The 21,349-nt window shown below is 72.9% G+C and carries 20 protein-coding genes; 8 read left to right on the plus strand and 12 right to left on the minus strand.

The window, feature by feature from the left end:
- Window positions 1–500: 500 nt before the first annotated feature.
- Window positions 501–5,984: an ATP-binding protein gene (locus D0D15_RS13400; RefSeq protein ID WP_115944475.1), complete on the plus strand. Its 5,484-nt coding sequence runs from the start codon at window positions 501–503 to the stop codon at window positions 5,982–5,984.
- A gap of 117 nt (window positions 5,985–6,101) precedes the next feature.
- On the opposite strand, the gene D0D15_RS13405 is transcribed toward D0D15_RS13400, so the two are convergent.
- Complete coding sequence (locus tag D0D15_RS13405) at window positions 6,102–7,325, minus strand: alpha/beta fold hydrolase (protein ID WP_233157455.1); 1,224 nt, start codon at window positions 7,323–7,325, stop codon at window positions 6,102–6,104.
- 347 nt (window positions 7,326–7,672) lie between these two features.
- On the opposite strand from D0D15_RS13405, the gene D0D15_RS13410 reads away from it, so the two are divergent.
- Window positions 7,673–8,107, plus strand: coding sequence for a hypothetical protein (locus D0D15_RS13410; protein ID WP_094007964.1), 435 nt, complete (start codon window positions 7,673–7,675; stop codon window positions 8,105–8,107).
- Window positions 8,108–8,264: 157 nt separating this feature from the next.
- On the opposite strand, the gene D0D15_RS13415 is transcribed toward D0D15_RS13410, so the two are convergent.
- The 4 genes from D0D15_RS13415 to D0D15_RS13430 form a co-directional block, all read right to left on the minus strand.
- Window positions 8,265–8,912, minus strand: a complete 648-nt coding sequence (locus D0D15_RS13415) for a response regulator transcription factor (RefSeq protein WP_094007965.1) — start codon at window positions 8,910–8,912, stop codon at window positions 8,265–8,267.
- The gene (locus D0D15_RS13420) at window positions 8,909–10,090 is read right to left on the minus strand and encodes a sensor histidine kinase (protein ID WP_208646172.1); all 1,182 of its coding nucleotides are present in this window, start codon (window positions 10,088–10,090) and stop codon (window positions 8,909–8,911) included. The genes D0D15_RS13415 and D0D15_RS13420 overlap by 4 nt, the downstream gene beginning before the upstream one ends.
- Before the next feature lie 110 nt (window positions 10,091–10,200).
- Window positions 10,201–10,497, minus strand: a complete 297-nt coding sequence (locus D0D15_RS13425; protein WP_094007966.1) for a MoaD/ThiS family protein — start codon at window positions 10,495–10,497, stop codon at window positions 10,201–10,203.
- Entirely contained in the window at window positions 10,494–11,609 is a 1,116-nt protein-coding gene (locus D0D15_RS13430) for a WD40/YVTN/BNR-like repeat-containing protein (protein WP_094007967.1), read from the minus strand. The genes D0D15_RS13425 and D0D15_RS13430 overlap by 4 nt, the downstream gene beginning before the upstream one ends.
- A 127-nt stretch (window positions 11,610–11,736) precedes the next feature.
- Here D0D15_RS13430 and D0D15_RS13435 point away from each other — a divergent pair, with 127 nt between their 5' ends.
- The gene (locus tag D0D15_RS13435) at window positions 11,737–12,027 is read left to right on the plus strand and encodes a 4a-hydroxytetrahydrobiopterin dehydratase (RefSeq protein WP_094007968.1); all 291 of its coding nucleotides are present in this window, start codon (window positions 11,737–11,739) and stop codon (window positions 12,025–12,027) included.
- Window positions 12,028–12,232: 205 nt separating this feature from the next.
- On the opposite strand, the gene D0D15_RS13440 is transcribed toward D0D15_RS13435, so the two are convergent.
- Together D0D15_RS13440 and D0D15_RS13445 are read right to left on the minus strand one after the other, a co-directional pair.
- On the minus strand, window positions 12,233–13,060 hold the full coding sequence (locus D0D15_RS13440) for an SDR family oxidoreductase (RefSeq protein ID WP_115944471.1): 828 nt from the start codon (window positions 13,058–13,060) through the stop codon (window positions 12,233–12,235).
- 29 nt (window positions 13,061–13,089) lie between these two features.
- Window positions 13,090–14,250, minus strand: a complete 1,161-nt coding sequence (locus tag D0D15_RS13445) for a S1C family serine protease (protein WP_233157457.1) — start codon at window positions 14,248–14,250, stop codon at window positions 13,090–13,092.
- Between the two features lie 121 nt (window positions 14,251–14,371).
- Here D0D15_RS13445 and D0D15_RS13450 point away from each other — a divergent pair, with 121 nt between their 5' ends.
- The 5 genes from D0D15_RS13450 to D0D15_RS13470 all read left to right on the plus strand — a co-directional run bounded on the left by D0D15_RS13450 (window position 14,372) and on the right by D0D15_RS13470 (window position 17,273).
- Window positions 14,372–14,803: a hypothetical protein gene (locus D0D15_RS13450; protein ID WP_094007971.1), complete on the plus strand. Its 432-nt coding sequence runs from the start codon at window positions 14,372–14,374 to the stop codon at window positions 14,801–14,803.
- Window positions 14,800–16,032, plus strand: coding sequence for an NRAMP family divalent metal transporter (locus D0D15_RS13455; RefSeq protein ID WP_094007972.1), 1,233 nt, complete (start codon window positions 14,800–14,802; stop codon window positions 16,030–16,032). Before D0D15_RS13450 ends, D0D15_RS13455 begins: the two co-directional genes overlap by 4 nt.
- Window positions 16,029–16,421 (plus strand): PRC-barrel domain-containing protein, encoded by a 393-nt coding sequence (locus tag D0D15_RS13460; protein WP_094007973.1) that lies wholly within the window; start codon window positions 16,029–16,031, stop codon window positions 16,419–16,421. Before D0D15_RS13455 ends, D0D15_RS13460 begins: the two co-directional genes overlap by 4 nt.
- The gene (locus D0D15_RS13465) at window positions 16,411–16,689 is read left to right on the plus strand and encodes a PRC-barrel domain-containing protein (protein WP_094007974.1); all 279 of its coding nucleotides are present in this window, start codon (window positions 16,411–16,413) and stop codon (window positions 16,687–16,689) included. The genes D0D15_RS13460 and D0D15_RS13465 overlap by 11 nt, the downstream gene beginning before the upstream one ends.
- 95 nt (window positions 16,690–16,784) lie before the next feature.
- A complete protein-coding gene (locus tag D0D15_RS13470) occupies window positions 16,785–17,273 on the plus strand; it encodes an AMIN-like domain-containing (lipo)protein (RefSeq protein ID WP_094007975.1) in 489 nt (162 codons plus the stop codon).
- A gap of 38 nt (window positions 17,274–17,311) precedes the next feature.
- Here D0D15_RS13470 and D0D15_RS13475 read toward each other — a convergent pair whose 3' ends face one another.
- The 5 genes from D0D15_RS13475 to D0D15_RS13495 are packed head-to-tail and all read right to left on the minus strand — an operon-like array spanning window position 17,312 to window position 21,157.
- On the minus strand, window positions 17,312–18,541 hold the full coding sequence (locus tag D0D15_RS13475; RefSeq protein WP_094007976.1) for a styrene monooxygenase/indole monooxygenase family protein: 1,230 nt from the start codon (window positions 18,539–18,541) through the stop codon (window positions 17,312–17,314).
- Complete coding sequence (locus tag D0D15_RS13480; RefSeq protein WP_094007977.1) at window positions 18,534–19,148, minus strand: GTP-binding protein; 615 nt, start codon at window positions 19,146–19,148, stop codon at window positions 18,534–18,536. The genes D0D15_RS13475 and D0D15_RS13480 overlap by 8 nt, the downstream gene beginning before the upstream one ends.
- Window positions 19,123–19,503, minus strand: coding sequence for a DUF742 domain-containing protein (locus tag D0D15_RS13485; protein WP_020422162.1), 381 nt, complete (start codon window positions 19,501–19,503; stop codon window positions 19,123–19,125). The genes D0D15_RS13480 and D0D15_RS13485 overlap by 26 nt, the downstream gene beginning before the upstream one ends.
- Window positions 19,504–19,529: 26 nt before the next feature.
- Window positions 19,530–19,961, minus strand: a complete 432-nt coding sequence (locus D0D15_RS13490; RefSeq protein ID WP_094007978.1) for a roadblock/LC7 domain-containing protein — start codon at window positions 19,959–19,961, stop codon at window positions 19,530–19,532.
- Entirely contained in the window at window positions 19,958–21,157 is a 1,200-nt protein-coding gene (locus D0D15_RS13495) for a sensor histidine kinase (protein WP_094007979.1), read from the minus strand. Before D0D15_RS13495 ends, D0D15_RS13490 begins: the two co-directional genes overlap by 4 nt.
- Window positions 21,158–21,349: the final 192 nt, after the last annotated feature.

Raw genomic sequence — 21,349 nt, forward strand, 5'->3', positions numbered from 1 at the left:
GTCCCGTTGGTGGCTTGCGTGTGATGGCTTTGTGCGGCTGTTGCGCAACGAGTACGTGAGTGAACGCCGTCTGGACGGCTACCGCTGGACGGACTGGCTCTACCGGCCGTGAGCCGGTGCCGGGGCACCTCGCCGGGCGGGGTGCCCCGTCGGCGGCCTGGATCCACCGGCCCGTGACGCGGTGCCGGGGGCGCCCCGCCGGGTGCGGGGTGTCCCGTCGGCGATGCGCTTCCCGGTCCGTCGCTGACGGCCCCACCGGCTGTTGGCCGTCCTCTACAAGGGCGAGTGATCAGGCTCTCACGATCCGCGCGGTCCCGCGTGCGCGCGAGCCGCCGGCATTGTCCCGGGTCAGCGCGCTGCTTTGGAGGGTTCCGACAAAAATCCGCCCACGGCACGGTGCGGGTGCGACGATCACACTACCGATGGGTACGCGCGATGCTGGACCAGCGGCCAGGGGAGGCCGCGCCGTCCAACCACCACAACCTGTGAGGCTCGATTCGGTGTTCAGTCGTGTCGCGATCGTCAACCGGGGAGAAGCCGCGATGCGGCTCATCCACGCCGTCGGTGAGCTCAACGCGGAGGGCGGGCCACGCATCGAGACGGTGGCCCTCTACACCGACGCGGACCGCAACGCCACGTTCGTGCGGGAAGCCGACATCGCCTACAACCTGGGGCCCGCGGCCAACCGCCCCTACCTCGACCTCGCCGTCCTCGAACGCGCCCTGATCGAGACGAAGGCCGACGCCGCGTGGGTCGGCTGGGGCTTCGTCGCCGAGGACCCGGCCTTCGCCGAACTCTGCGAGAAGATCGGCGTCACCTTCATCGGCCCGAACCCGGACGCCATGCGCAAACTGGGGGACAAGATCGGCGCCAAGCTGATCGCCGAAGAGGTCGGCGTACCGGTCGCGCCGTGGAGCCGCGGCCCGGTCGAGGACCTGGACGCCGCCCTGCGCTCGGCCGAGCGGATCGGCTACCCGCTGATGCTCAAGGCCACCGCGGGCGGCGGCGGCCGCGGCATCCGGGTGATCAACAACGCCGACGAGCTGCGCGATGCCTACGAGCGCACCAGCCAGGAGGCCGCGCGCGCCTTCGGCAGCGGCGTGGTGTTCCTGGAGCGCCTGGTCACCGGCGCCCGGCACGTCGAGGTCCAGGTCATCGCCGACGGCCAGGGCACCGCGTGGGCGCTGGGCGTGCGCGACTGCTCCGTGCAGCGCCGCAACCAGAAGATCATCGAGGAGTCCTCCTCGCCGCTGCTCGCGCCGGACCAGGTGGCCGAGCTGAAGGCCTCCGCCGAGCGGCTGGCCGTCGCGGTCGGCTACCGCGGCGCCGCCACCGTCGAGTTCCTGTACCACCCGGTGGAGAAGCTGTTCGCCTTCCTCGAGGTCAACACCCGCCTGCAGGTCGAGCACCCGATCACCGAGGCCACCACCGGCATGGACCTGGTCAAGGCCCAGCTGCACGTCGCCTCCGGCGGCAAGCTCGAGGGCACCCCGCCCGCCGAGCTGGGCCACGCCATCGAGGCCCGGCTCAACGCCGAGAACCTGCGCCGCGACTTCGCGCCCGCCCCGGGCCGCATCGCGCTGCTCGACCTCCCGGCCGGCCCCGGCATCCGGGTCGACACCGGCGTCAGCGAGGGCGACACCATCCCCGCCGACTTCGACTCGATGATCGCCAAGATCATCGCCTACGGCCGCGACCGCGATGAGGCGCTGTCCCGGCTGCGCCGCGCGATGCGCGAGACCACCGTGCTCATCGAGGGCGGCACCACCAACAAGAGCTTCGTCCTCGACCTGCTCGACCAGCCCGAGGTGATCGACGCCAGCGCCGACACCGGCTGGATCGACCGGGTCCGCGCCCAGGGCCGCCTGGTCTCGCACGCCCACTCCGGCATCGCGCTGGCCGCCGCCGCGATCGAGGCCTACCAGGACGAGAAGCAGGTGGAGCTGCAGCGCCTGCTGTCCACCGCGCACGGCGGGCGCCCGCAGGTGCAGCACGAGGTGGGCCGCCCGATCGACCTCAAGCTGCGTGGCGCGACCTACCGGCTGACCGTCGCCGAGACCGGTCCCGGCCGCTACCGCATCGGGTTCGTCACCGGCGACGACGTGGAGACCGTCGACGCCGAGCTGGAGCGGTACGACGAGCACACCGGCCAGATCCACGTCAACGGCCGCCGCTTCCGGCTGGTGACCGGCACGCACGGGCCGATCCACCTGGTCGAGGTCGACGGCGTGACGCACCGGATCAGCCGCGACGAGGGCGGCGTGGTCCGCTCGCCCGCCCCGGCCCTGGTGGTCGCCACACCGCTCGCCGTCGGCGACGAGGTCGAGGCCGGCGCCCCGGTGCTGGTGCTGGAGTCCATGAAGATGGAGACCGTCCTGCGCGCGCCGTTCAAGGCGCTGCTCAAGGAGTCGATGGTCTCCGTCGGCAGCCAGGTCGAGACCGGCGCCGCCCTGCTGCGCCTGGAACCGCTGGCCGAGGACGCCGACGCCGCGCCGGAAACCGCCGGGGTGGACCTGGACCTGCCGTCCGAGCCGGACGGTCTGACCGCGGTGCAGCGCGCCGAGCGCGGGATGAACGACCTGCGCAGCATGCTGCTCGGGTTCGACGTCGACCCGCGCGACGGCGGCCGCACCCTGGCCGGGTACCTCGCCGCGCGGTCCGAGCTGCGGTACCGGGGCCTGGCCGCCGAGGCCGAGCTGCTGGAGATCTTCGCCGACCTGTCCGAGCTGTCCCGCAACAAGCCCGACGGCGAGGAGACCAAGGCCGAGACGCGGGTGCACAGCCCGCGCGAGCACTTCCACACCTACCTGCAGAGCCTGGACGCCGAGCGCGCCGGGCTGTCGGAGACCTTCCAGGGCCGGCTGACCCGCGTGCTGAGCCACTACGGGGTCGAGGGGCTGGACCGCACGCCCGAGCTGGAGGAAGCGGTCTTCCGCATCTTCCTCGCCCAGCAGCGCGCCGCCTCCGACGTCGCGGTGATCACCGCGCTGCTGCAGCAGTGGCTCACCGAGGCCCCGCCGGACAACGGCTCGCGGCAGACCGTCGGCCAGGCGCTGGAGCACCTGATCCGCGCCACGCAGCTGCGGTTCCCGGTGGTCGGCGACCTCGCCCGCAGCGTGGTGTTCCGCTGGTTCGCCCAGCCGCTGCTGCGCCGCACCCGCGCCGAGGTCTACACGAAGGTGCGCCGGCACCTCGGCTACCTGGACGCCAACCCGGAGGCGCCCGACCGCGAGCAGCGCATCGCCGAGATGGTCGCCAGCCCCGAACCGCTGGTGCGGCTGCTCGGCCAGCGCATCGGGCGGCCCGGCCTGGACCCGGGCCCGCTGCTGGAGGTGCTGAGCCGCCGCTACTACCGCGAGCACGGCCTGGAGGGCGTGGAGACCGGCACCGCGGGCGGGCACGCGTTCGTCACCGCCGGGTACGACCTGGACGGCCAGCGGCAGCGGCTCATCGCCACCGTCGCCGACTTCACCGGCCTGGCCGACGCGGTGCGCACGGTCGCCGAGGTCGCGGCGAAGGCCGAGCCGGGCGCGCTGGTCGCCGACGTCTACCTGACCTGGACCGGCCAGCCGGCCGAGGCCGACCTCATGGCCGCCGAGCTGCGCGAGGTGCTGTCCCGGGTCGCGCTGCCGGCCGACCTGCGCCGCATCACCACCACGGTCGCCGGGCGCAGCGGCTCGGCGATGCACCACCACTTCACGTTCCGGCCGTCGTCGGCGGGCCTGACCGAGGAGCGGCTGATCCGCGGCCTGCACCCGCTGATCGGGCAGCGGCTGCAGCTGCGGCGCCTGCAGAACTTCGACCTCACCCGGCTGCCGTCGGCCGACGAGGACGTCTACCTGCTGCGCTGCGTCGCGCCGAAGAACCCGTCCGACGAGCGGCTCGTCGCGATGGCGCAGGTCCGCGACCTGACCCCGCTGCGCGACGACGAGGGCCGCATCCTCGCCCTGCCCGCCGTCGAGGGCGCGCTCGGCGCGTGCCTGGACGCGATCCGCAAGGTGCAGGCCCAGCGCCCGGCCAAGAAGCGGCTCGACACCAACCGGATCTTCCTCTACGTGTGGCCGCCGAGCGACCTCACGGCCGACGACCTGAACACGGTCGCGCAGCGGGTGGTGCCGTCGACCGCGGGCGCCGGTGTCGAGGAGGTGCTGTTCCTCGGCCGCCAGCGGGACAAGGAGACCGGTGAGCTGCGGCCGATCGCGGTGCGGGTGACCTACGACGTCGCCACCGGGGTGCGGCTGACCATCACCGATCCGCCGACCGAGCTGATCCAGCCGCTGGACGACTACGGCCAGAAGGTGCTGCGGGCGCGGCGCCGCGGCACGGTCTACCCGTACGAGCTGACCGGCATGCTGGCCGGCGAGGGCGGCTCGTTCACCGAGTACGACCTCGACGACTCCGGCGCGCTGGTGCCGGTCGAGCGCGAGAAGGGGCTCAACAAGGCCGGGATCGTGGCCGGGGTGGCGACCACGCCGACCGAGCGGTACCCGGAGGGCGTGACCCGCGTGGTGCTGCTCGGCGACCCGACGAAGGCGCTCGGCGCGCTGTCCGAACCGGAGTGCGCGCGGGTCATCGCGGCGCTGGACCTGGCGGACCGGCTGGGCGTTCCGGTCGAGTGGTACGCGCTGTCGGCCGGGGCGCGGATCGCGATGGACTCCGGCACCGAGAACATGGACTGGATCGCCGCGGCCCTGCGCCGGATCGTCCAGTTCACCCAGGACGGTGGCGAGATCAACATCGTGGTGGCCGGCATCAACGTGGGCGCCCAGCCGTACTGGAACGCCGAGGCCACGATGCTCATGCACACCAAGGGCGTCCTGGTGATGACGCCGGACTCGGCGATGGTGCTCACCGGCAAGCAGTCGCTGGACTTCTCCGGGGGCGTGTCGGCCGAGGACAACTTCGGCATCGGTGGCTACGACCGGGTGATGGGCCCGAACGGGCAGGCGCAGTACTGGGCGCCGAACCTCGGCGCCGCACACGGCGTGCTGATGTCCCACTACGACCACACGTACGTGCTGCCGGGCGAGACCGGCCCGCGCCGGGCGGTCACCACCGACCCGGTGGACCGGGACATCTCCGACTACCCGCACGCGATCGTCGGGTCCGACTTCACCACGGTGGGCCAGATCTTCTCGCGGGAGACCAACCCGGACCGCAAGAAGCCGTTCGACATCCGCACCGTGATGCGCGCCCTGGCCGACCAGGACCACGCGATCCTGGAACGCTGGGCCGGCATGGCGGACGCGGAGACCGCGGTGGTGCAGGACGTGCACCTCGGCGGCTATCCGGTGTGCCTGCTGGGCATCGAGTCGCGGTCGGTGCCGCGGCGCGGGTTCCCGCCCACCGACGGACCGGACACCTACACCGCCGGCACGTTGTTCCCGCGCTCGTCGAAGAAGGCGGCGCGCGCGATCAACGCGGCGAGCGGGAACCGGCCGCTGGTGGTGCTGGCGAACCTGTCCGGGTTCGACGGTTCCCCGGAGTCGATGCGCAAGCTCCAGCTGGAGTACGGCGCGGAGATCGGGCGGGCGATCGTGAACTTCCGCGGGCCGATCGTGTTCTGCGTCATCTCGCGCTACCACGGCGGGGCGTTCGTGGTGTTCTCGAAGACGCTGAACCCGAACATGACGGTGCTGGCCGTGGACGGTTCGTACGCCTCGGTGCTGGGCGGCGCCCCCGCGGCGGCGGTGGTGTTCGCGCAGGAGGTCAACGCCCGCACGGCGAACGACCCGCGGGTGACGGAGCTGGAGGCGCGGATCGCGGCGGCGGACAGCGCCTCGCGGGCCGCGCTGGTGACCCAGCTGGCGGACGTCCGGGCGTCGGTGCGGGCCGAGAAGCTGGGCGAGGTGGCCGCCGAGTTCGACGGGGTGCACTCGATCCAGCGGGCGCAGCGGGTGGGCTCGGTGGACGCCATCATCCGCCCGGAGGAGCTGCGGCCGCAGATCATCGCCGCCGTGGAGCGCGGACTGGCGCGGAGCTGACGGCGACGGGCCGCTGCCTCGCGGGGCAGCGGCCCGCTCGCCAGGCCCTGATGTGCCCCGGACTACTGGCCGTTGGGGCCGGCGCGAGGGGCGCCCGGGTTCCGGCCCGGGCGCCCGTCAGACTCCCGCGTGGCGGTTCCGCGCCACCGCGCGGAGGACCCGCTGGGCGGCCCGGTCCGGGGAGCCGTCCCCGGCCAGGACCACTCCCAGCCCCGGGAACTTCTTCCGCAGGCGGGCGGCCTCGGCGGGGTCGTGCAGCACCAGGCAGCCGCCCTCGCCCCGGTCGGCCATCCGCCGGGCGTACTCGGCGGCGGACCCCTGGCTGTCGACGGCCACGTCGGGCACCTCGGTCCCGTCGCGGCGCACCTCCGCCCCGGCGGCCGCGAACGCCGCCGAGACGGCCCCGGCGAAGCGGCTCGCCCCGGTGACCAGCACCGAATACCCCTCGAATCCGGCGGACCGCGCCCGCCGCAGCGACCGGCTCTCCGGCGCGCCCTCGGCGAACTCGACCAGCTCGGCCGCGCACCGCGCGATCACGTCCGGCCGCTCCCGCGGGATCCAGTGCCCGCCGGGCAACCGCCGCACCCACAGCCGCGGCGCCCACCGCGCCACGTCGGTCTGCAGCGCGGGCGTCACGTACGGATCACCCAGCGGCGCGAGCACCTGCACCGGCACCTCGGCGGGCCGCGGCCGCGGGCGCGACAACCGGACGCCGACGTTGGCCCGGTACAGCTCCAGCCCGTGCACGGCGTCCGCCACCGCCGGACGGCCCGCCGCACTGCCCGAAAGCCGCCGCAGCACCCAGCGGCCCACCCCGGACCGCCAGCTCAGCTCGGGAACCAGCGGGATCTGGAAGAACACGATGTAGGCCGAGTGCACCAGCTGCCGCAGCGCGGGCCCCCACCCCGACGGCCGCCGCAACCGGGCGCGGACCCAGTGCCCGACGTGGTCCAGCGAGGGCCCGGAGATCGAGGTGAACGACGCGATCCGCCCGCGCAGCCGGTCCCCGGTCACCGCGTGCCAGCTTTGGATCGACCCCCAGTCGTGCGCGACGAGGTGCGCCGGGCGGTCCGGGCTGACCTCGTCGAGCACGGCGGCCAGGTCCTCGGCCAGCCGGTCGAGCGCGTAGGCCGCGCGCCGCGACGGGCGATCCGACTCGCCCGCGCCCCGGACGTCGTAGGTGACCACGTGGAACCGCGGTTCGAGCCGGGCCACCACGCCGTCCCACACGGAACGGTCGTCGGGGTAGCCGTGCACGCACACCACGGTCGGCGCCGCCGGATCGCCGGCCTCCGCGACCGCGATCCGGGTGCCGTCCCGGGACACCACTCGCCGGACCACGCCGCCTCCTCCCTGAAGCCATTACCCGAAGTAACAGTTACTGCGATGAGCATCGGCGGCCGGGGAGGTGTTGTCAACCTCCGGAACCTGGTCCAGTCCACACCCGTGAGTGACGCACCAACGATGGATGCCCTGCGCCACAACGAATTTCACCGCGCCCGCCGTGACGGATCGGTTTCGCGGGGCCGACCAGCGGGAGTTCGGCTGTCGCGCCGACACGCCGTGATCGCAACGTGTCCTGCGTCACATCTACCTGCCGGATTTGCCCCGGCGGTCCCGGGCACCCGGTCCGCGGAGCCGGTCAGGTTCCGGTCCGGAATCCGTTGATACGAAGGGAATTCAGAACAATGAACGTTCGTCGCTTCGCGATCGCCAGCCTGCTGGCCATCCCGCTGTCGTTCGGTGCCGCGGGCATCGCGTCGGCTGACAGCTACGGGGCCTACGGTGAGTCCAGCGCGTCCGCCGGGGCGCACGGCGCCGCGATCAGCAACACCGGCGCGGTCGCGGGCCACGATGACGGCTACGACCACGACGGCTGGGGCCACGGCCACCACGGCTACGCCGCCTACCACGACTCCAGTCTGTCGGCCGGCCCGGACGGCGCGGGCGGCGAGTACACCGTCGCCGGCACCAACGGCCACCACGCCTGGTACGCCGATGGCTGCTTCTGGGCGGGCCCGAATGGTGCGCACGCGAGTGAGACCCACGCGGTCGCGGGGCACGACCACCACGGCCACGACTGGGACGATGAAGAGGACGAGGACGAGGGCTACGACGACTGACGCCGGCCGCCTCTCTCCCTGACGGTGACCCCCAGCTCCGGCCGGGGGTCACCGTTTCCCGGTGCCGGGGTTGCGGCTGTTGGGCACCCCGGCCAGTGGCGTCTTCCGGCTGGGGCGTTTTTTGTGGCCGGGCTCCGGCGTGCCCCGTCGGCTGGGGTCATCGTTTCCCGGTGTCCGGTGTCAGGTCGTGGCGCACCGCCAGGATCGCCAGGTGCACGCGGCTCGGGCTGCCGGTCTTGTCCATCAGGTTCGCCACGTGCGTCTTGACCGTCGTGACCCCGACGTGCATCCGCGCCGCGATGTCCGCATTGGACAGTCCCATCCCGACCAGCCCCAGGACCTCCCGTTCGCGCGGGGTCAGCGGCAGCTCGGGGCGCGGCGCCCGGGACCGCACCGCCTGCCCGACCAGCCGCCGCAGGACGTCGTCGCTGAACGGGCTGCCGCCCGCCGCCGCCCGGCGGATCCCGTCGAGCAGCTCGGCGGGCGTGGCGTCCTTCGCGAGGAACCCGCACGCGCCCGCCGCCAGCGCCGGGTACAGGTGCTCGTCGTCGTCGAAGGTCGTCAGCACCACGATCCGCGTCGCCGGCCGCTCGCCGAGGATCGTCTTCGTCGCGGCGATCCCGTCCACGCCCGGCATCCGCAGGTCCATCAGCACCACGTCGGGCTTCACCCGGCCGGCCAGCCGCACCGCCTCACCGCCGTGCGGCGCCTCCCCGACGACCTCGATGTCGGGAGTGGACTCGCACAGCATGCGCAGACCGGCGCGGACGAGCTGCTGGTCGTCGACGAGCAGGGTGCGGATCACGGGCCCTCCGGGGATGCCTGGGCGGACGTCTCCGCCGGGATCGACGCCCGCACCCGCCAGCCGTCGCCGTGCGGGCCGGCCTCCAGGGAACCGCCGACCAGGTCGACGCGCTCCCGCAGGCCGACCAGGCCGAAGCCGGGCTCACCACCGCCGTCCCGCGCGCCGCCGGTGTCGGTGACCTCGACCAGCACCTGCCCGCCGCCCGAGTCCACCCGCACGCACGCCCGCGCGCCCGGCCCGGCGTGCTTGGCCACGTTCGTCAGGCTCTCCTGCACCAGCCGCAGCACCGCCAGGCCGCGCAGCGAGTCCAGCGCCGCGATGCCCGGGTCGACGCGGCAGTCGATCGCCAGCCCGGCCCGCCTGCTGCGCTCGATCACCGACTCGACCGCGGCCGGCAGCGACGCCGTCTCGATGAGCACCCCGTGGTCGCGCACGCTCGCCGGATCGCGCAGCGCGGACACCAGCTCCCGCAGGTCGGACAGCGTCCGGGTGGCCGAGGCGTGCACGTCGTCGAGCACCTCGCCGACCCGCGGGTCCAGGTCCGGCACCACGGCCCGCGCCACCCCCACCCGCAGCGCCATCGACGCGACGTGGTGGGCGACCAGGTCGTGCAGTTCGCGAGCGATCTCGGTGCGCTCGGTCAGCCGGGCGCCGCGCGCGGCCAGTTCGCGGCGCGCTTCGGCCTCGGTGGCCCGCGCGATGTCCCGCGCCACCGCGCGCACCCCGGCCCGCAGGTAGGCGCCGAGCAGCAGCGGCCCGCCGACGACGGTGAGCACGCGGTAGCCGACGGCGAGCACGCCGGTGAGCACGTGGTCGTAGGTGCCGAGCACGAAGTACACGGCGGTGACCGCGCCCGCGCCGAGCAGGGCGGTGCGCATCGGGCGGCGGATGGCCAGCTCGAACAGCGCCACGCCGGCCAGGACCTTGACCGCGACCGGGGTCGCGTCCGCCCACTGGTGCGCGGCCAGGATGAGCAGCGCCTCCGCGACGGTGACCGCCAGCGGCCACACCCCGCCCGCGAGGAACACCCCCGCCGCGGCGAACACGACCGCCCAGTCCGCGGCCGTCGGCTCGGGCCCCTGCACCAGCAGCAGATACCCCGGGCCGACCACCAGCGGCACCAGGCGCGCGGGCCCGAACCGGTCACCCACCGCCCGCCCCACCCACGCCAGCACCACACGACGACACTATCCGGCCGCGACGCCGGGCGGCTCCTCCGCAGGAACGAGATGCTCCAGCCGGGGCAGGGCTTTCCACCGGTTCGCCAAGGGGCCGGGCCGGGGAAAGATCAACCCCCGGCCATCGCGCCCATCACCAGGAACGGTTCGGTTCCCGCGACCACCGGTGCGGGCAGCGGGGCGTCCGGCTCCTCGTGCGACAGGTCCTGCTCGCAGGCGAAGAACCGGACGAACGCCCGCCGCTTGCCGGTGCCGTGCTCGCGGATCGTGCCGCGCAGCATCGGGTACCGCTCCTCGAGCGCGTCCAGCACCGCGCGCTGGGTGACGGTGCCGTCCAGGTCGAGCTCGACCTCGCCGTCGATGTGGGCGATCGTGCGCAGGTGCGCGGGCAGGTGAACGCGGATCATGGCAGCGTCTGGACCTCCACCGAGAGGACCGCGGGCAGGTCACGCACGATCGGCGCCCAGGTGTCCCCGGAGTCGGCCGACGCGTAGACCTGGCCGCCGGTCGTGCCGAAGTAGATCCCGCACGACTCCAGCGAATCCACGGCCATCGCGTCGCGCAGCACGTTCACGTAGCAGTTCTCCTGCGGCAGCCCCGCGGTCAGCGGCTCCCACTCGTTGCCGCCGCCGCGGCTGCGGTACACGCGCAGCCGCCCGTCCGGCGGGAAGTGGTGCTCGTCGCTCTTGATCGGCACCACGTACACCGTGTCCGGCTCGTGGGCGTGCACGTCGATGACGAACCCGAAGTCCGTGGGCAGGTCCCCGCTGATCTCGTACCAGTTGTCGCCGCCGTCGTCGCTGCGCATCACGTCCCAGTGCTTCTGCATGAACAGCACGTCGGGCCGCTGCGGGTGGCGCGCGATGTGGTGCACGCAGTGCCCGACCTCGGCGTCCGGATCGGGGATCTGACCCGACTGCAGGCCGTGGTTGATCGCCTGCCAGGTCTTGCCGCCGTCCTCGGTGCGGAACGCCCCGGCCGCGGAGATGGCGATGACCAGGCGGTTGGCGTCACGCGGGTCCTGGATGATCGTGTGCAGGCACAGCCCGCCCGCGCCCGGCTGCCAGTTCGGGCCGGAGCCGTGCCCGCGCAGGCCCGGCAGCTCCTGCCAGGTCGCGCCCGCGTCGTTCGAGCGGAACAGCGCCGCGTCCTCGACCCCGGCGTAGATCAGGTCCGGGTCGGTCAGCGACGGTTCGAGGTGCCACACGCGCGCGAACTCCCACGGGTGCGGGGTGCCGTCGTACCACTGGTGGGTGCCCGGGACGCCCTCGTAGGCGAACTCGTTGCCCACCGGCCGCCACGTCTTCCCGCCGTCGTCGGAGCGCTGGATCAGCTGGCCGAACCAGCTGGTGGACTGCGCGGCGAAGATCCGGTCCGGGTCGGCGGGGGAGCCCTTGACGTGGTAGATCTCCCAGCCCGGGAAGTGCGGTCCGCTGACCTCCCAGTCGGCGCGCCGTTCGTCGGATGTCAGGACGAACGCACCCTTGCGTGTGCCGACCAGCACGCGAACCCCGCTCATCGCCGCTCCTTCCCGTGTGTGTGGTTAGACCGTAGGGAGCGGCGGGGCGCCGCGTCTTCTCCAATCTTGCGGTTTGCGGGCGGGGCCCCGGGTACCCGCCCGGGAAGCGCATCGGAAGGAGCAGGCCATGCCGCAGGCGCTGTCGGACACCGAAATCGCCCGTGCCCTGGGCGGGCTCGCGAACTGGCGCGGCAACGCCGGCCGCCTGTCGCGCACCGTGCGGCTGCCGGAGCAGGCGCACGGCACGCTGATCGGCCGCGTGCAGCGGGACGCCGCGGAGCTGGCCGACCACGCCCAGTTCGAGCGCCGCCGCGGCGAGCTGACTTTCACGGTCACCACGGGTTTCCCCGGACGGGTGACCGAGCCGGACCTGTGGCTGGCACGCCGCATCGAAGCGCTGCTGACCGAACTGACCTGACGCGCGAGTCCCACGCTCCCGCGCGCGAGTCCCACGTTCGCGCGCGCGAGTCCCGCATTCCCGCGCGCGAGATCCACGTTCGTGGCCGGGGCCCTGAGCGCGGCGGCCCGGGCGGGGCCACCGAATGCGGAACTCGCGGGCTTGAGTGTGGGACTCGCGGGCCTGAGTGTGGGACTCGCGGGCTTGAGTGTGGGACTCGCGGGCGTCAGATCTTGCGCCAGCTGTTGTCGCCGAGGCCGGAGGCGCCCTGCGGGCCCATCAGCAGCATCCCGCCGTCCACCACGTACGACGAGCCGGTCACGTAGCCGGCCGCGGGGGTGGTCAGGAACGCCACCACGGCGGCGACCTCCTCCGCGTGCCCGGTCCGCCCCAGCGGCACCCCGGGGCGCTCCTGGTCGTGCGGGTTCACGTCGGTCTGGCCGGTCATCGGCGTGGAGATCTCGCCCGGCGCCACCGAGTTCACCGTGATCCCGTGCTCGGCCAGCTCCAGCGCCAGCACCTTGGTCAGCATGCCCATCCCGGCCTTCGCCGCGCAGTAGGGCGCCGCGCCGACCTTCGGGGCGTGCTCGTGCACGCTGGTGATGTTGACGATCCGCCCGCCGGTGCCGGCGTCGATCATCCGCCGCGCCGCGCGCTGCGCGCACAGGAACGCGCCGTCCAGGTCGACGCTGAGCACGTGCCGCCAGGTGTCGAAGTCCATGTCCATGACCCGCTGACCGGTGCCCGTGCCGGCGCAGTTGACCAGCACGTCGACACCGCCGAGCGCGTCGGCCAGCTCGTCGATCGCGGCGGCCGCGGTGGGCAGGTCGGCCAGGTCGAGCCGCCGCACCTCGGCGTGGGCCCCGGCTTCGCGCACCTGCTCGGCGGTCGCGTTGGCGCCGTCCTCGTCACGGTGCCAGGTGATGCCGACGTCCACGCCGCCACCACCGAGCGCGACGGCGATCGCGCGCCCGATGCCGGAGTCGGACCCGGTCACGATCGCGGTCCGCGGCCGTCCGGCCTGCTCTGCGGGAAGGGGAGCTGTGTGCGTCATACCCGACCAGCTACCCGCCGCCCCGGTGCTTAACCCACCGGCCCCTCGACCAGCGCGGCGGTCGCGCCGTGCTGCTGCCCGGCCTGGTCCAGCCAGGTGACCGTGACGTGGTCGCCCGGGTGCAGCGTGTCCATCACCGCGGTCAGCTCGGTCGCCGAGCCCACCGCGCGGCCGTCCAGGCCGGTGATGACGTCCCCGGCCCGCAGGCCCACGTTGTCCGCCGGGCCGCCGGAGACCACCTGCCGCACCAGCGCGCCCGAGCCGCCCGCGTCGCTCACCGACACCCCGAGGAACGCCGACGGTCCGATGTGGATGGTGTCGGAACCCTGCCCGGCCGCGATCTGCCGGGCCAGCGTCAGCGCGTCGTCGATCGGGATGGCGAACCCGCTCACCCCGGCGGTGCGCCCGCTCTGCCCGAACTGGTAACCGGTCGAGGCCGCCGTGTTCATCCCGATCACCTTGCCGTCGGCGTCGGCCAGCGCGCCGCCGGAATCGCCCGACTGGATGTTCGCGTCCACCTGGATGAGGCCGGTCAGCTGCTCGCTGCTGCCCGTCGACTCGTCCGTCGCGGTGATCGACTGGTTCAGCGCGGTCACCTTCCCGGGTGAGACGCTCGGTTCGCCGCCGTCGCCGCCCGCGTTGCCGAGCCCGACCACCGGATCACCCACGGACACCGCCGAGGAGTCGCCCGTGGTGACGGTGCCCAGCCCGGAGGCGTTCCGCAGGCGCAGCAGCGCCACGTCCCGTGACCGGCTGTACCCCATGACCTCGGCGCGGTAGGTGCGTCCGGTGTCCACGTCGGTCACCTTGATGCTGGTGGCGCCCGCGACCACGTGGTTGTTCGTCAGGACCTGGCCGTCCCCGGTGAGCACCATCCCGGTGCCTGCCGCCTGCTGCCCGGAGTAGCCCAGCGTGGCGTAGACGTCGACCAGCCCGGGCTCGACCTTCTCCGCGACCCCGGCCACGTCCAGGGTGGAGCTGCTGGTCTGCTCCCCGCGCAGGCCGCGCTCCAGCGGCGACGAGGTGCTGCCCGGCGACAGGGACCCGCGGCCCAGGTCCCACGCCACGAAACCCAGCGCGAGCAGCACCACCAGGCCCAGCACGCTCAGCAGCGTGCCCAGCCCCCGCTTCCGGCGCGGCGGTGGTGGCGGCGGCGCCCAGGGGTCGTAGTGCGGTGGGTAGTAGGTCATGACTGCCCCTCCTCCGCCGTCCAGTGAACCCCTCATCCCTGAGATTCGCCTGCGGCCGGACCGTGAAACACCTGAGAGGCCCTCCCGTTTGCCCAGTTGACCTTGGGGTACACCGGGCCCGATGCGGAGGACGGTCTTCGCGGGCCTCGCGCTCGCGGTCACGCTCACCGCCTGTTCCGGCTCAGCAGCGAGCTACGCGGACAGCGCGGTGGTCCGCGCGCAGGAGGGCCTCTCCGCCGTCGGCACCCTGCACCAGATCATCGTGGCCCACACCGAAGGCCGCCTGTTCCCCACGTTCGCCACCGCCGCCGTGGACGACACGCTCGCCACCGCCACCAAGGCGCTCGACGAGCTCGACAGCCAGCCGCCCACCAGCCCCGAGACCCAGCGGCTCTACGACGAGCTGCACCCGCGCCTGCAGGACGCCGCCGCCCGCGCCACCGAGGCCCAGGAAGCGCTGGAGGCGGGCGACACCGGACGGATCGCCGACGCCGACGCCGAGCTGGTGCGCGTCAGCGACGAGCTGACCGCGTTCGTGGAGAGCCACGGATGAAGAAGGTCATCGCCGTCACCCTGGGCGTCCTCACCGCCATCGGCGGGTTCGTCGACATCGGCGACCTGGTCGCCAACGCCCAGTCCGGCGCCCGCTTCGGCATGCGGCAGGCGTGGATCGTGGTCGTCGGCGTCCTCGGCATCTGCGTGTTCGCCGAGATGGCCGGCCGGGTCGCCGCGGTCAGCGGCCGCGCGGTGTTCGACCTGGTCCGCGAGCGCCTCGGCCCGCGCGCCGCGATGACCAACCTCGCCGGGTCCTACCTGGTCACGCTGCTGACCCTGACCGCGGAGATCGGCGGCATCGCGCTCACCATCCAGCTCGCCAGCGGCCTGCCGCACGTGCTGTGGGTGCCGCTGGCCGCGTTCGCCGTGTGGATCGTGCTGTGGCGCGTGAAGTTCTCGGTGATGGAACAGGTCTTCGGTGTGCTCGGGCTGGCGCTGGTGGTGTTCGTGGTCGCGTTGATCGCGCTCGACCCGCCGTGGGGCACCTTCGCCCAGCAGCTCACCCACGCCGGCCCGCCGCAGGGGGAGAACTGGGGCACCTGGGGCTATCTCGCGGTGTCGCTGTTCGCCTCGGCGCTCACCCCCTACGAGGTGTTCTTCTTCTCCTCCGGTGGCGTGGAGGAGAAGTGGACGACGAAGGACCTGTCCACCGAGCGCAGCAACACCTTCGTCGGCTTCCCGCTCGGCGGGCTGCTCGGCCTGGCGATCATGGGTTGCGCCGCGACGGTGTTCTTCCCCGCCGGCGTCCAGGTCGACCAGCTCAGCCAGACCGCGCTGCCGGTCGCGCTGGCGCTGGGCAAGCTGGGCCTGGTCGTGGTGATGATCGGGTTCTTCGCGGCCACCTTCGGCGCAGCGCTGGAGACCGGGCTGTCCACCGGGTACTCGATCGCGCAGTACTTCGGCTGGCAGTGGGGCAAGCTGGTGAAACCGCGTGAGGCGGCCCGCTTCCACACCGTGATGCTGATCAGCGTCCTGCTGGGCACCGCCGCGCTGCTGACCACGATCGACCCGGTGCAGATCACCGAGCTGTCGCTGCTGTTCAGCGCGGTGGTGCTGCCGCTGACCTACCTGCCGATCCTGGTCGTCGCCAACGACCGGGACTACCTCGGCGACCACGCCAACGGGCGGGTGCAGAACTTCCTCGGCGTGACCTTCCTGATCATCATCGTGATCGCCGCGGCCGCCGCGATCCCGCTCATGATCATCACCGGGATGGGGCAGTCGTGATCCTCGGACGGCCGGACCCGCTGCGCGTCGAGTTCCACCTGCTGGACCGCCAGATCGTCGACGTCGACGGCCACCCCGTCGGCAAGGTCGACGACGTCGAGCTGGCCCGCAACCCCGACGGCACCTACCGGATCACCGCGCTGCTGGTCGGGCAGCACGTGCTGGGGGAGCGGATCGGCGGCCTCCTCGGGAAGGTGCTGTGCACGCTGGCCGCCCGGCTCGGGGGCGGGCGGGCCGAGCCGCTGCGGATCACCTACGACCACGTCAAACAGGTCAGCAGCGACGTGACCCTGTCGCTGCGGGCCGAGGTGCTGGAGGTGCCGCCGCTGGAGAAGTGGTTGCGGGACAAGCTGATCGCGCGGATCCCGGGGGCCGGTCATGGCGGATGAGGTGGTGCGGGCGAGTCAGCTGCTGGGGCGGCGGGTCTACGACGTCCGGGGCCGTCCGCTGGGGAAGGTGACCGACCTGATCACCCGGCTCGACCCGCTCGGCCGGGAGCGGACGGTGGCGGTGCTGGTGACCCCCCGGCGGCGGGGCCGGTTGCTCGGGTACGAGCGGACCAGCCAGCGCGGCCCGGTGCTGCTGGCGGGGCTGGCGAAGGTCCTGCACCGGGGAACGCGGGAGATCCCGTGGTCGCAGGTCCGCTGGACCCGCTGACGAACGGGACGAAAGCGACGCAACCTCCGGCCCGCCGGCGCGTCTGGAGAGGACCAGCGCTGGGATTCCCTCTCTCTCCCGGCAGGAGGTCACCGATGACCCTCACCCCACGGCGCCTGCTCGCAGCCTGCGCCGCCACTCTGTTCGCGATTTCGGGCGCCGTCGTCGCCGCGGCGCCGGCCGGCGCCCAACCGGGTGTCGCCACCATGACGAGCATCCGCACCGGCCTCAACACCGGTTTCGACCGGATCGTGCTGGACATGACCGGCCCGCCGCCCCAGGTCACCCACCGGTGGACCGACGAGCTGCGTGCCGACGGTTCCGGGGAGATCGTGTGGCTCACCGGCGAGCACTTCCTCGCCGTCACCACCACCCCGGCCCGCGCGCACGACGACAACGGCAACCGCACCTACCCCGGGCCGGACAAGTTCCGCACCCGCAACCTCCGCAACGTCATGGCCGTGGCCGTGACCGGGGACTACGAGGGGTACGTGTCGATCGGCCTGGGCACCCGGAACCAGTCCTGGGTGCGGGTGTTCACGCTGACCGCACCGACCCGCGTCGTCATCGACGTCGGTCACTGAGAACCGGGCCGGGCGGCCGCACCGCGCGCCGCCCGGGCTCACACCGAAGCCAGGTACTCCTCGGTCTTGGCCGGGTCCAGCAGCCAGTGCTGGAAGTCGGCCGGGTTGTTGAAGCCGTTCACGAACCGCTTCGCCACCGCCGGGTTCGTCTGCGCCGCGCCGAGGATCTGCTGCACGTGCGGCGGTGGCGGCTGCAGCATCGCGTTGGTGAACGTGGTGACCCACTGGGCGTGCTCCCAGTACCGGTCGAACGCCCGCTGCATCCAGTCCCGGTCGAACGGCCGGTCCTCGTTCTCCAGGATGCTGCCCAGGTACGACTCGGCGCACTTGGCCGCGTTGTTCGCGCCCTGACCGGTGATCGGGTCGTTGGCCACCACCACGTCGGCCATGCCGAGCACGAACGCGCCGGAGGGCAGCTCGCCCACCGGGTGCCGCACCACCGGCGCGTACCCGCCGACCAGCACGGCCTTGCCGTCGGTCAGCTCCGCGTCCTTGGCCCGCTCGTACTCCCACGGGATGTACTGCCGGAACAGCTCCAGGTGCCGCCGCAGCTGCTCCTGGGCAGGCGGCCGGTCGGCGAACGCGTCGAACGGCCCGCCCGGGACACCGGACACGTAGAAGATGTCGCACGGCCCGGACAGCGTGTAGCCCGGGATGTTGATCAGCTCGCCGACGCCGGGGATGATGTTCATCCACACGTCGGTGGTGCCCGGGCGTTCCGGCCGCGACCGCTGACCGTGCACATAGGACACCGACAGCCTCCGCTGCGGCTTGGTGTAGGGCGATCGCGACGGGTCGCGGTCGAACAGCTGCACCAGCTCGCCCTTGCCGGCCGCGACGATCACCAGATCGTAGAGGTGGGCCAGGCCGTTGAGGTCGGCCGTGGTGACGCCGTGGATGACGACGTTGCCGCCGCGCTCCTCGAACAGCTCCAGCCACGCCGACATCTTGACCCGCTGGTCGATCGACTGCGCCGGGCCGCCGTCCCACGACGCGATCCAGTTCAGCGCCCGCTGCCCGTCCGGGCCGGCCATGGAAAACCCTTGTCCCGCAACGCGGGGCGCGACGTCGTCCCACAGGTTCAGCCCGTGCTTGCGCTCGATCGCGAGCGCGTCGGCGAACATGCACTGGGTCGAGGTGACCCAGCCGCCGCGGATCTCGTCCGGCGTGCGCGCCGACATCACGGTGACGTCGTAGCCGTGCTCCTGCAGGCTCAGCGCGAGCTGCAGGCCCGACTGCCCAGAACCGACGATCAGGATCTTACGCATGGGCGCGGATCCGGCCCCCCTCCGAGACTTCGGCCAGTGACAGCGTGTAGGACACCAGTTCCTGCAGGGTTTCCAGCACCGACGCCTTGTCCCGCGCGTCGCAGGTGACCAGCGGGACGTCCGGGCTCAGCGCCAGCGCTTCCCGGACCTCGCCCACGTCGTGCGCGAGCTGCCCGTCGAACCGGTTGATGGCGACGATGAACGGCAGGTCCGAGTCGTTCTCGAAGTAGTTGATCGCGGCGAACGACTGGTCCAGCCGCCGGGTGTCGACCAGCACGATGGCGCCGAGCGCGCCACGCGAGAGGTCGTCCCACAGGAACCAGAACCGGGCCTGTCCCGGCGTGCCGAACAGGTACAGCATCAGGTCGTCGTACAGCGAGATCCGGCCGAAGTCCATCGCGACCGTGGTGGTGGTCTTGCCGCCGTCCGGCGGCAGGTCGTCCACGCCCTCGCTCGCCTCGGTCATCCACGCCTCGGTGTTCAGCGGGGGCACCTCGGACACGGACCCGACCAGCGTCGTCTTGCCCACGCCGAACCCGCCCGCGACGACGATCTTCGCCGAGATCGTCAGCGCGCCCGGATCAGACGGGGAGCTGCTTGAGTCCATTGAGGATCCTCTCGAGCATGTTCCGGTCGTGGGAGTAGGCGTGGGCGGTCGGGTGGATGAACACCGCCCCCTGCGCGGCCAGGTCGCTGACCAGCACCCGCACCACCCCCAGCGGGATGGTCAGCAGCGAGGACAGCTCGGCGATCGAGACCTGGGAGCGGGCTCGCTCGTAGAGGGCCCGCGACTCCGGCATGAGCTTCTCCGCCAGCGCCGGGTCGTACTGCGGCACCGAGATCAGCGTCTCGACCAGCAGCTGGTGGCGGGCCCGGGTGCGGCCGCCGGTCAGCGTGTACGGGCGGATCCGCTTGCTGCGCGGCTTGACCGCCCGCTCGTCCGGCCCGGTGTCCTGGGACATCGCGAATCACATCCTGTCGGGAGCGCTCAGGCCTGGGGCCGGCGGCCGGTGAGCACGCGGCGCAGGTCCGCGCGCGTCTCGGGGGTCAGCGCGTGGCCGGCGCTGGAGACGAACTGCGTCATCTCGTACGCGACAACCTTCATGTCGCAGTCGGAGGTGGTCAGCACGGCCAGTCCGGCGTGGGCGTCGATGCCCATGAACAGGAAGTACCCGTGGGTGAGCCGGATGATGATCTGCTCGCAGGTGCCCTTGTCGAACAGCGCCGCGCTGTTGCGCGCCAGGCTGAGCAGGCCGCTGGAGATCGCGGCGAGCTGCTCGCGCTCCTCGGTCGACATGTCGTCGGAGGCGGTGAGCGAGAAGCCGTCCGAGGACATGATCAGCGCGTGCGACACGCCGTGGACCTTGCGGACGAAGTCGTTGATCAGCCAGGTGAAGTCCTGGCCGGTGTCGGCGGTCACTGCTGCTGCTCCCCGGATCCGTCGGTGCCCTGCTTCTCCCGCGCCTCGCGCTCGCCGTCGGTGAAGGCGCCGAGGTCGGCGAGCAGTTTCTCGTGCCCGGCCGCCTGGTCCTCGGCGGGGGCGGGTTCGGCCGCCGCGGGTGCCTGGCCCTGGGGGTTCTTGAGGCTGTGCGAGACCCGGCGGGGCAGGCCGCTGGCGGTGGTGCCGCCGACCATCGAGCCGGGCTGGGGACGGCGCGCGGGCGCGGGCTTCGGCGGCGCCGGTTCCCGCTTCGGCAGCCCGGAGCGCGGGCGGGCCGGCGCTTCCGCCACCGCGGCGCCACGCGCGGCCTGCGGGAACACCACCGTCTGGGTGCCCGACCAGCTGGCCTCGGGCAGGTCGGCGACGAGTCCGGCGGGCAGCAGCACCGTGGCCGTGGTGCCGTGCGGGACGCGGCGGTCGAGCCGGGTGCGCAGGTCGTGGCGGGCGGACAGCCGCCGCACCACCGCCAGGCCCATGTGCCGCACCGCGGAGTCGTCCAGCACCGGCTCGCCGGAGAGGCGGTCGTTGAGCTCCCGCAGCCGGTCCGGCGGCAGGCCGATGCCCTCGTCCTCGATGCGCAGCAGCACGCTGCCCTGCTCGGTCAGGTGCGCGCTGACCCGCACCGGGGTGTTGGGCGGCGAGGACTTCGTCGCGTTGTCCAGCAGCTCGGCGAGCAGCCGGCTGAGGTCCTCGCTCGCGAACCCGACCACGCCCAGCGACACGATCCGGCCGAGGGTGACCCGGGCGTACTGGTCGATCGACGACATCGCGCCGCGCACCACGTCGACCAGCGAGGTGGTCTCGGCCGCGGTGTCGCTGGCGTCACGGCCGGCCAGCACGCGCAGGTTCTCGGCGTTGCGGCGCAGCCGGGTGGCCAGGTGGTCGAGCCGGTACAGCTCGCCGAGCCGGTCGGTGTCCTCCTCCTTGGCCTCCATCTCCTCCAGCTGCGAGAGCAGGGAGTCGACCAGGTTGAGGTCGCGCAGCGCGACGTTCGCGCAGAGCGCGGCCAGTGCTTCCTCGTTGACCCGTTCGCCCTCCGCCCGGGCCGGGGACCGCACGATCACCGGCGGCGGCGGTTGCGCGGGTGGCGGACCGAAGAGCTGCGAGGCCGCTTCCTTCGAGCGGTCCAGCAGCGCGCGTGAGCGGTTGAGCAGTTCTCGAGCCCGCGTCGCCATGTCGTCCTAACTGCCTGGGTTCGTCACGTGCCGGGGCCCCAACCGTCGCGGGGACACCTTTCCCCGCGTGTGGCCGAACCCGCGCCGGTGCACGCTATGCAACCATTGCGACCCCGGCCGTGTCCACCACTCTCCGCGATCTTGACGCACCGTGCCCGGGTGATCAACGGATGGTGTTTTGCCTTGCGCGGC

Origin of the sequence: Amycolatopsis thermalba (assembly GCF_003385215.1) — a bacterium.
Taxonomy (GTDB): Bacteria; Actinomycetota; Actinomycetes; order Mycobacteriales; family Pseudonocardiaceae; genus Amycolatopsis_E; species Amycolatopsis_E thermalba.

Bases quoted from the DNA above. Each gene is read 5' to 3' on its own strand.
- D0D15_RS13485 (WP_020422162.1), bottom strand. From the start codon at position 19,503: ATGTCCCAGGACACCGGGCCGGACGAGCGGGCGGTCAAGCCGCGCAGC.
- D0D15_RS13430 (WP_094007967.1), bottom strand. From the start codon at position 11,609: ATGAGCGGGGTTCGCGTGCTGGTCGGCACACGCAAGGGTGCGTTCGTC.
- D0D15_RS13435 (WP_094007968.1), top strand. From the start codon at position 11,737: ATGCCGCAGGCGCTGTCGGACACCGAAATCGCCCGTGCCCTGGGCGGG.
- D0D15_RS13465 (WP_094007974.1), top strand. From the start codon at position 16,411: ATGGCGGATGAGGTGGTGCGGGCGAGTCAGCTGCTGGGGCGGCGGGTC.
- D0D15_RS13450 (WP_094007971.1), top strand. From the start codon at position 14,372: ATGCGGAGGACGGTCTTCGCGGGCCTCGCGCTCGCGGTCACGCTCACC.
- D0D15_RS13445 (WP_233157457.1), bottom strand. From the start codon at position 14,250: ATGACCTACTACCCACCGCACTACGACCCCTGGGCGCCGCCGCCACCA.
- D0D15_RS13425 (WP_094007966.1), bottom strand. From the start codon at position 10,497: ATGATCCGCGTTCACCTGCCCGCGCACCTGCGCACGATCGCCCACATC.
- D0D15_RS13410 (WP_094007964.1), top strand. From the start codon at position 7,673: ATGAACGTTCGTCGCTTCGCGATCGCCAGCCTGCTGGCCATCCCGCTG.
- D0D15_RS13495 (WP_094007979.1), bottom strand. From the start codon at position 21,157: ATGGCGACGCGGGCTCGAGAACTGCTCAACCGCTCACGCGCGCTGCTG.
- D0D15_RS13480 (WP_094007977.1), bottom strand. From the start codon at position 19,148: ATGGACTCAAGCAGCTCCCCGTCTGATCCGGGCGCGCTGACGATCTCG.
- D0D15_RS13470 (WP_094007975.1), top strand. From the start codon at position 16,785: ATGACCCTCACCCCACGGCGCCTGCTCGCAGCCTGCGCCGCCACTCTG.
- D0D15_RS13475 (WP_094007976.1), bottom strand. From the start codon at position 18,541: ATGCGTAAGATCCTGATCGTCGGTTCTGGGCAGTCGGGCCTGCAGCTC.
- D0D15_RS13440 (WP_115944471.1), bottom strand. From the start codon at position 13,060: ATGACGCACACAGCTCCCCTTCCCGCAGAGCAGGCCGGACGGCCGCGG.
- D0D15_RS13455 (WP_094007972.1), top strand. From the start codon at position 14,800: ATGAAGAAGGTCATCGCCGTCACCCTGGGCGTCCTCACCGCCATCGGC.